The organism is Yoonia sp., assembly GCF_036007805.1.
Classification (GTDB): domain Bacteria; phylum Pseudomonadota; class Alphaproteobacteria; order Rhodobacterales; family Rhodobacteraceae; genus Yoonia.
On record NZ_DASYOK010000320.1, the window covers coordinates 1 to 7,880 of the forward strand.

Sequence of the window (7,880 nt, forward strand, 5' to 3'; positions counted from 1 at the left end):
GGTCAGCGGTGATGGTCTGGCCATCTGAGAGCTGTGCTGCGGGGCTGTCGTCGATTGCGGTGACTGCGCAATCCAGCATGATACTTTGGGGATTTAACTGCGCCGCCAGCGCATCGGTCAGGGCGCTACTGCCGCCTGCGACCCGCAAACTGCCTGCCATCGACATAAAGCCCTGGCCTTGGACCACGTCACCGCTGGCTTGTTCATAGAGTTGCGCGCCATCAGACCACTGCTCAAAAAGGTGCAGATCGAGCGCATCGGCAAGCTGCGCGACACGGTACTGACCGGGCCAGACCCATGACGGGCCAAGGTCGAAATACGCGTCTTTGACTTGCAGTGATTTGATGCGTCCGCCCAAACGCCCGCGGGCCTCGATAAGCATATAATCGTGGCCTGCGCATTCCAGCGCATAGGCCAGTGACAGGCCCGAAAGCCCGCCGCCGATAATCAATGTGGGGGTGTGCATGTGGCGACCTCTGCCTGTGGTTTCAGTCCGCCATAAAGGGTGGGCGCGGCCGATGAAAGGCCGCGCCCATTGGGATTATTTGACGTCGAAGCGGTCAAGGTCCATGACCTTGGACCATGCTGCAACAAAGTCTTTGGCGAACTTCGCACCGGCATCGCTTTGGGCGTAAAGCTCGGACAGGGCGCGCAGTTGCGAGTTGGAACCGAAGACCAGATCGACACGTGTGCCGGTCCACTTGACCTCGCCAGTGGCGCGGTCGCGACCCTCATAGATGCCCTCGGTGCTGCCCTTCTGCCAAGTCGTTGCCATATCGGTGACATTGACAAAGAAGTCGTTGGTCAGCGCGTCTGTCTTGTCAGTGAAGACGCCGTGCTCTGATCCGCCTGTGTTGGCACCCAGCACACGCAGGCCACCCACCAGCACCGTCATTTCCGGTGCAGAAAGTGTCAGCAATTGTGCACGGTCCACCAGCATCGCCTCGGCAGGCACAGTGTAGTCGCCCTTGAGGAAGTTGCGGAAACCGTCTGCTTCGGGCTCAAGCGGCTCGAAGCTGGCGGCGTCTGTCTGTTCTTCGCTCGCGTCCATACGGCCCGGTGTGAAGGGCACAGCAATATCGTGACCGCCGTTCTTGGCGGCTTTCTCCACTGCTGCACAGCCACCCAGCACGATCAGGTCGGCCAGTGATACTTTCTTGCCACCGGCGGCCGCACTGTTGAACGTGGTCTGGATGCCTTCAAGTGCAGCCAGAACGCGGGACAGTTGTGTGGGGTTGTTCACTGCCCAGTCCTTTTGCGGGGCCAGACGGATGCGCGCACCATTGGCACCACCGCGCTTGTCCGAACCACGGAAGGTTGAGGCAGAGGCCCAAGCAGTCGCCACCAGTTCGGACAGCGACAGGCCGGATGCGAGGATCTTTGCTTTCAGATCCGAGATATCGGCGTCATCGACCAGCGGGTGATCGACGGCGGGGATCGGGTCTTGCCAGATCAGATCTTCATCCGGCACTTCGTTACCCAGATACAGCACCTTTGGCCCCATGTCGCGGTGGGTCAGTTTGAACCATGCACGCGCATAGGCATCGGCGAACTCTTCGGGGTTTTCGTGGAAGTGCTTGGAAATTTTTGCATAGGCGGGATCCATCTTCATCGCCATATCCGCTGTGGACATGATGATCGGCACCTTCTTGGACGGGTCCTCGGGATCGGGGGCCATGTCCTCTTCCTGCAGGTCCTTTGGTGTCCACTGCTGTGCGCCGGCCGGGCTCTTGGTCAGTTCCCACTCGTATTTGAACAGCACATCGAAATAGCCCATGTCCCATTGTGTAGGGTTCGATGTCCATGCACCCTCAAGGCCCGAGGTGATCGCATCGCGGCCTTTGCCGGATTTGTAGGTCGACAGCCAGCCAAAGCCCATGTTCTCGATCGGCGCGCCTTCCGGCTCGGGGCCGACGTGCTCAACCGGGCCTGCGCCGTGGGTTTTGCCGAAGGTGTGGCCACCTGCGGTCAATGCGACGGTTTCATAGTCGTTCATCGCCATTCGCGCAAAGGTTTCACGGATATCACGGGCCGAGGCCAGCGGATCGGGGTTGCCATCGGGCCCTTCGGGATTGACGTAAATCAGGCCCATCTGCACCGCAGCCAGCGGGTTTTCGAGATCGCGGTCGTTGGAATAGCGCGCCAGTTCGTGATCGCTGGTCGCCAGCCATTCGTCTTCGCGGCCCCAGTAGACGTCTTCCTCTGGCTCCCATGTGTCGGCGCGACCGCCGCCAAAGCCGAACATCTTCAGACCCATCGATTCCATTGCGACGTTGCCGCAAAGCACGAAGAGGTCGGCCCATGAAATCTGGTTGCCGTATTTTTGCTTGATCGGCCACAGCAGACGGCGGGCCTTGTCGAGGTTGCCGTTGTCGGGCCAGCTATTCAGCGGCGCAAAACGCTGTTGGCCGCCACCGGCACCACCGCGACCGTCGGCGGTGCGGTATGTACCTGCCGCGTGCCATGCTAGACGGATAAACAGACCACCGTAATGGCCATAATCCGCAGGCCACCAATCCTGACTGTCGGTCATCAGCGCATGCAGGTCTTTTTTCAGTGCCTGCAGGTCAAGCTTTTTGAATTCTTCAGCATAGCTGAAATCTGCGCCCATCGGATTGGAGGCAGGGGCGTTCTGGTGCAGGATTTTCAGGTTCAACTGGTTTGGCCACCAGTCCTTGTTCCCGCGCACGCTGTTGGTGCTTTGAATAGCGGTCCCATGCATCACTGGGCATTTTCCGGCGTTGTTACCGTCCATTGTCTCTTCTCCGATGTTGTTTGCGTCTGCGCCGCCAGGAAATAAGCATAAATCCGGCAGAGCTTGATTGATCAATATCACTTACTTAGAATTATTTTAAGTTGCAATTTTTGATTGCTCTCATAACTTCAGGTTATGAAGAATCTGACCCTGAAACAGCTCCGTTATTTCGAAGCACTTTCGCGTCATGGCCATTTTGGCCGTGCGGCCGATGTCTGCGCGATTTCCCAGCCTGCCTTATCCGTGCAGATCAAAGAGTTGGAGCAAAGCCTTGGCACGCCTCTGTTTGAACGTGGCCCGCGCCAAGTGCGTCTGACTGCCTTTGGTGAAGAATGGGCGCTGCGTGTGCGCGATATTCTGCGCGCCGTGGATGAGTTGGGCGAGATGGCGCGCGCAGCACAGGCGGGGCTGGTAGGGCGTTTGCGGATCGGGGTGATTCCCACGATTGCCCCTTATCTGCTGCCCGGCCTTATCGGGCATCTGGCGCGCGCCCATGCCGATCTTGACGTGCATATCCGCGAAACCGTCACGCCGCGCCTGATTGAAGAATTGACAAACGGGCAGATTGATACCGCAATTGTGGCCTTGCCGGTATTTGAGCCGGGCTTTGAAGAGGTGGCGCTGTTTGATGAAAGCCTGATGTTGGTGCGCCCGATCAAGGATGCGGATCGTCCCGTGCCAAGCCCCGAGGACCTGCGCCAGATGCGTCTTTTGATGCTTGAAGAGGGGCATTGTTTTCGGGATCAGGCCCTTTCGTTTTGCAATCTGCAAAGTGCCGCTGCGCGTGAAGGGCTGGATGGCAGTTCACTGTCCACACTGGTGCAAATGGTTGGGGCGGGGATCGGGGTGACGCTGATCCCGCAGATGGCGGTGCCGGTGGAAACCCGGTCGGCCCCCGTTGTGATCAGCCGTTTCGCAGAGCCGCAGCCGAAGCGCACCGTGGGGATGATCTGGCGCAAGACCAATCCGCTTGCGGGACAATTGCGCCAGATTGCCAATGTGGTGCAGCAGGTAGGACAGGATCTGGCGCGCTAAGGTGCGCTGCTGAGCAGTGTCTCTAACAAAGGGTTGGGGAATTTTCGCGGCACCGTGACTGCATGAAAACTCTCGGTCAGGCCCATTTGGTGGGGGGACTCGATCAACATGCCGTTGCGCAATTCATTCCGCACGGCAATCGGCGGCAACACCCCAAGCCCGATATCCTCACGTGTGAGCAGACGCATCAGCGCCATATCATCGACCTCGGCGGCGAGTATAGGCGTGATCCCCTCGCGTGCGCAAAGCCGGTCAAATCCTGCCCGCACAGGGCTTTCTTCGGTTGGTACAATGATGGGGTTGTCGCGTAGAAGGGTTGCCAAGGGCAGGTCAGCGCGCAGGCGTTCCGGCGTGCCGATCAGACTGACCGCCTGCTCCGAAATCGGCTGTGAGGTGAATTTCGACATCGCATCATGTGCGGGTGCGCGGTTGGTCAGGACGACGTCAAGGTTCAGCGTTTCAAGGCTTTGCAGCAATTCCACCAAAGTGCCCGAACGCAGCACCAGTTCCACATCGGCAAGGCCAAGCAGGGGGCGCAGGAATTCAATCTGGAAGTTCCGCGAGAGTGTTGCCAATGCGCCAACGCGCAAGACCTGACGTGGCCGCCCTTGTTGGCTGAGGGTTCCCAGAAGGTCCTTTCCTGCATCGAAAATCGTATCCGCGTAGTCCAGCGTGATCCGCCCCGCCTCGGTCAGGTGCAACTGCCGCCCGCGCCGTTCAAAGAGCGCGTGACCCAACCGGTCCTCAAGCTTGCGGATTTGCACCGAGAGCGCGGATTGCGACAGGTTCAGCTTTTCTGCCGTCCGCGTCAGGTTGCCTTCATGGGCGACCGCCCAGAAATAGCGCAGGTGATTGTAGTTCATATCGGACATATCGTTCGTTTTAGGTGAACAATAAAATGTAAACAATGTATTTTTTATCAAAAATGCTTTGATCTATCCCGTCGTGAAATCAATTCACACGATGGAGACCGACATGCTGCTGAATGCATTACCGCTACTGGCCCCTCTGATCTTGATCGCGGCTGCCTTTGCGCCGCGCTTCTTGAAAGATGTATCTGCGCAAAAAGGTGCGCGGCTTGCAGAATATGCGACCTTAGTCGGGGTTCTGATCGCGGTTCTGTCGGCGGTCGTGCTGGCAAGCAACGGCAGTGGCGACAGCATGTTGATCGGCTTTTTTGAAATAGGGCTCTCGGTCCGCCTCGATATCGTCAGTGTTGTGATGCTGTTGCTGGTCACGTTCATCGGCTGGGTGGTCGTGCGCTATGCGCGGACCTATCTGGACGGCGAAGCGCGGCAGGATGTTTTCACATTCTGGCTTTTGGCGACGCTCGCGGCGGTTCTTTTTCTCATTCAGGCAGGCAATGTGTTCCAGTTCTTCGCGGCATGGGTCGCGACGGGTGCGTTCCTGCACAAGCTCCTGCTCTTCTATCCAGAGCGCGTGGCGGCCCAGAGGGCGGCGCGTAAGAAATACATTATGGCGCGGATCGGGGATGCTGCGGTGCTTGGTGCCATGCTCATGCTTGTCAGCACATATGGCACGACGCAAATCTCGGTTATCCTGAGCGCGGCTGCAGAAGGATCGGGTGGCGGGCTGGCACTGGCGGCGGCGGCTCTGCTGGGGCTTGCGGCCATCCTGAAATCGGCGCAGTTCCCGACCCATGGCTGGTTGACCGAAGTCATGGAGGCGCCAACGCCTGTCTCTGCCTTGCTGCATGCGGGCGTCGTTAACGCCGGTGGTTTTCTTTTGATCCGCTTTGCCGACGTAATGCTGCTGTCACCTCTGGTGCTGGCCATTCTGGTATTGATCGGCGGTTTTACAGCGCTCTTTGGCGGCTTGGTGATGCTGACGCAGTCGACCGTCAAAACCTCGCTTGCCTGGTCTACGATCGCGCAGATGGGCTTTATGATCCTGCAATGCGGTCTGGCGCTTTTCCCGCTGGCCCTGCTGCACATCGTGGCACACTCGCTTTACAAGGCCCATGCTTTCCTGTCTGCGGGCAATGCCGTGCAGAACGTTGCGGCCATCCGCAAGCCGGGGCCGGTGGCGGTGCCTGATCTTGGTGCGGTGGCACGGGCGTTCGTGGTGGCCTTGGTGATCTATGGCGTGGTCTATGCCGTCCTTGGGTTGGGCTTTGATTTTGGCGGCAAGTCACCGCAGGCCATCGCCCTTGGTGCGATCCTGATTTTCGGTGTCGCCTATCTTCTGGCCCAGGGCTTTGCGGATGAAGCACCGCGCGCGCTGACGCAACGGACAGCGGTTTACGCGGCGGCTGTGACTGTCAGCTATCTTGTCTTGCAGCGTGTGTCCGAATGGCTCACTGCGGGAACGCTTCCTGCAACACCGCCGGCGAGCGCGCTGGAATGGGCGCTGATCCTGCTGGCGCTGATCAGCTTTGGTCTGGTGGCCCTTGCGCAGGCAACATTGCCGCTGTGGTCTTACCATCCCGCCGCGCAAGGGCTTCGGGTGCATCTGTCCAACGGGCTTTACATCAACGCAATCTCTGACCGGATGATCGGCGGTTGGAAGCAGACACCATCCAGCAAAGGAGCAGAACAATGAAAGCGGAAACATACGCAGGCTATTCCGGTGCGCATCTGGAAGTGATCGCCAAGGCCGAGGCTGCAGGCCGCGCCATTCCACCGCTTTGGCCGCTGTCGTCTTCTGTCGCGGTGAACCCGTTTCTGGGCCAGACAGAGAAAAGTTTACCGCAGGTCGCAGCACTGTTGGACAGGGTCGCCGGAACGGCGGTGACAATGCCCCGTGAGTGGTACCGGACGAAAATTGCCGACGGGACAATCAACGACGCTGATCTGACCGCAGCGCTGGCAAAGTTCCCTGAGGCCGCTAGTGATATTGCGGCAGTCAAGGCGGCAGCAGGACAAGACGCACCGTCGCCTCATGCGCTCCCGACTATTGCGGATCTTGCATTTGAGGTGTCAGGGATCGACTGGCCCGGCATCGTGAATGACCGTTTCGGAAGCTGGGCCGCGGGTTACTTTGATGCAGGACAGGCGCTGTGGCAGAACAAACCCGGGCGGCGTGCCTTTGATGCGTGGCGGGATTTCGCCAGCCGTGATCTGACGCCCGAAATTGCAGGTCTTGGTGGCTTTGGAGAGCTGGTTGCGAATACACCTGCACGCACGCGCACGGCACTTGTTGCAGCGGTGGATGTGCTTGGGCTGCCGGCAGAGGCAACGGAGACATATTTTCACCAGTTGCTGCTGGGGCTTGGCGGCTGGTCGCAGGTGGCGCGCTATCGGTTATGGCAGGCAGAGCTTGCTGGCGGAACCGATCTGACGACGACAGATTTGCTGACGATCCGTCTGGTCTGGGAGCAGGCGCTCTATGTGAAATACGCCAAAGAGATCGAAAAGAAGTGGGCGGAGATTGCGAAAGCGCACGCCACACCTGCGGCGCCGTCATCAGATCACCTGATTGATGCGGCGCTGCAGGCGGCAGCAGAGTTTGCCGGACAGCGCGCACTGGCCGAAACACTGGCCAGCGCGCCTGTGCCAACGGCCGAAGGCCGGCCCGTGCTACAGGCCGCATTCTGCATTGATGTGCGCTCCGAGGTCTTCCGGCGGGCGCTGGAGAGCGTTGATCCCGCAATTCAGACGCTGGGGTTTGCGGGTTTCTTTGGACTGACCGCATCGCACCAGAGCTTTGCCTCTGATGTGGCCGAACAGCGCCTTCCGGTGCTGCTCAACCACGGTGTGACCAGCCACGCCAGCGCGGATGCAACGGCGGATCAAATCGCGCGGTTCAGCGCCCGCGCCAAACGCGCATGGGGGCGGTTCAAGCTGGCGGCGGTATCGTCCTTTGCATTTGTCGAGGCCTCCGGCCCGATCTATGTCGGCAAATTGCTGCGGGATGCGCTGGGTATGGACGCGGCCAAGGGGCCTGACAGCCATGTGCCGGTGCTGGATGAAAGCTTTGGTCTGGAAGACAGGATCGGGGCAGCCACAGCGATCCTTGGCGCGATGTCCCTGACAGGCAACTTTGCGCCGCTTGTCTTGCTCTTTGGGCATGGCGCGAATGTTGTGAACAACCCGCATGCCAGCGCGCTGCATTGCGGTGCCTGTGGCGG

The 7,880-nt window shown here is 59.4% G+C and carries 6 protein-coding genes; 3 read left to right on the forward strand and 3 right to left on the reverse strand.

The annotated features are described in order from the left end of the window. Both VGP75_RS17130 and katG read right to left on the reverse strand, forming a co-directional pair. Positions 1-466 (reverse strand): FAD-dependent oxidoreductase (locus VGP75_RS17130; protein WP_327544811.1); only part of this gene is annotated, 466 nt, incomplete at its 3' end. A gap of 75 nt (positions 467-541) precedes the next feature. Beyond that, a complete protein-coding gene (gene katG / locus VGP75_RS17135; RefSeq protein WP_327544812.1) occupies positions 542-2,755 on the reverse strand; it encodes a catalase/peroxidase HPI in 2,214 nt (737 codons plus the stop codon). Positions 2,756-2,890: 135 nt separating this feature from the next. Here katG and VGP75_RS17140 point away from each other — a divergent pair, with 135 nt between their 5' ends. Continuing rightward, positions 2,891-3,790, forward strand: coding sequence for a hydrogen peroxide-inducible genes activator (locus VGP75_RS17140; RefSeq protein WP_327544813.1), 900 nt, complete (start codon positions 2,891-2,893; stop codon positions 3,788-3,790). Here VGP75_RS17140 and VGP75_RS17145 read toward each other — a convergent pair. Continuing rightward, positions 3,787-4,662 carry a LysR family transcriptional regulator gene (locus VGP75_RS17145; RefSeq protein WP_327544814.1) on the reverse strand — a complete coding sequence of 292 codons (876 nt, stop codon included), beginning with the start codon at positions 4,660-4,662 and terminating at the stop codon, positions 3,787-3,789. The two genes, VGP75_RS17140 and VGP75_RS17145, sit on opposite strands and share 4 nt — an antisense overlap. A gap of 103 nt (positions 4,663-4,765) precedes the next feature. Between VGP75_RS17145 and VGP75_RS17150 the strand changes: the two genes are divergently transcribed. Both VGP75_RS17150 and VGP75_RS17155 read left to right on the forward strand, forming a co-directional pair. Further along, positions 4,766-6,352 (forward strand): proton-conducting transporter transmembrane domain-containing protein, encoded by a 1,587-nt coding sequence (locus VGP75_RS17150; RefSeq protein ID WP_327544815.1) that lies wholly within the window; start codon positions 4,766-4,768, stop codon positions 6,350-6,352. After that, on the forward strand, positions 6,349-7,880 hold a 1,532-nt coding region (locus VGP75_RS17155; protein ID WP_327544816.1), incomplete at its 3' end, for a putative inorganic carbon transporter subunit DabA. The genes VGP75_RS17150 and VGP75_RS17155, both read left to right, overlap by 4 nt.